Below are 954 nucleotides of genomic sequence, written 5' to 3' on the forward strand. Positions count from 1 at the left end.
TAAAGCGCATCAGTTTCTCGCGAATAATTTCTGCCGCCATAAAGCGTACTGAACGATCGGTGACATAGTCTTCCGGATAATAGTGATACCCCGGTTGCAAATGACTGCGGACAATTTTGCGCAACTCGTCGATATTATCACCGTGAGTCGCCGATATTGGCAAAATAGCAGCAAATGAATGCTGTTCATTCAACCACTGCAAATGCGGTAATAATCGTTCTTTGTCTTTAAGCTGGTCGACCTTATTAACCAATAGTACAACGGGTGTTTTGCTGCGCTGAATTTTCTCCAGCACCATTTTGTCATCTTCCAGCCACTTTAAGTTCTCGACAACAAAGAGCACTAAGTCGACGTCTTTTAAAGCAGACGAAGCGGTTTGGTTCATCACACGGTTAATCGCGCGAGGCTCTTCTTTATGCATACCCGGCGTATCCACATAAATAGCCTGGCAGTCGCCATCGGTATCAACGCCCAGAATACGGTGTCGGGTCGTTTGAGGTTTATTGGAGGTAATACTGATTTTTTGTCCAAGCAAATGGTTAATCAGTGTCGACTTACCTACGTTAGGACGACCTACGATGGCAACAAAGCCACTGTGTTTATTCTCATCCAGTTCAATATCCAGCGTCATGCGCTCTCCTGCAAATGTTCTAAAGCGGCCGTTGCTGCTGCCTGTTCGGCTTTACGGCGGCTGGTACCTGTGCCTTTAAAAGGGTCATCGATACCTTCTACAGAACAGTTTACGGTAAATTGTTGGTTGTGAGCCTGACCCTGCGTAGCAACAACGTCGTACTCGGGTAAAGGCTGCTGGCGTGATTGCAGTAATTCTTGCAATCGGGTTTTAGGGTCTTTCTGACTGACGCCTGGCTTAATTTGTTCCAGTTGTGGTTGAAACCAGTTCAGTATCACTTGGCGGACTCGATCTATTTCACTATCGAGATAAATGGCGCCAAT

The 954-nt window shown here is 46.2% G+C and carries 2 protein-coding genes; both read right to left on the bottom strand.

Annotated elements, in window-relative coordinates:
- The coding region (gene era, locus B3180_RS02385; RefSeq protein ID WP_286842782.1) for a GTPase Era at nt 1-631 on the bottom strand (631 nt) is incomplete at its 3' end.
- Nucleotides 628-954 (bottom strand): putative dsRNA-binding protein (locus B3180_RS02390; protein ID WP_286842784.1); only part of this gene is annotated, 327 nt, incomplete at its 5' end. The genes era and B3180_RS02390, both read right to left, overlap by 4 nt.

This window comes from Idiomarina sp. UBA4206 (genome assembly GCF_002383015.1).
Classification (GTDB): domain Bacteria; phylum Pseudomonadota; class Gammaproteobacteria; order Enterobacterales; family Alteromonadaceae; genus Idiomarina; species Idiomarina abyssalis.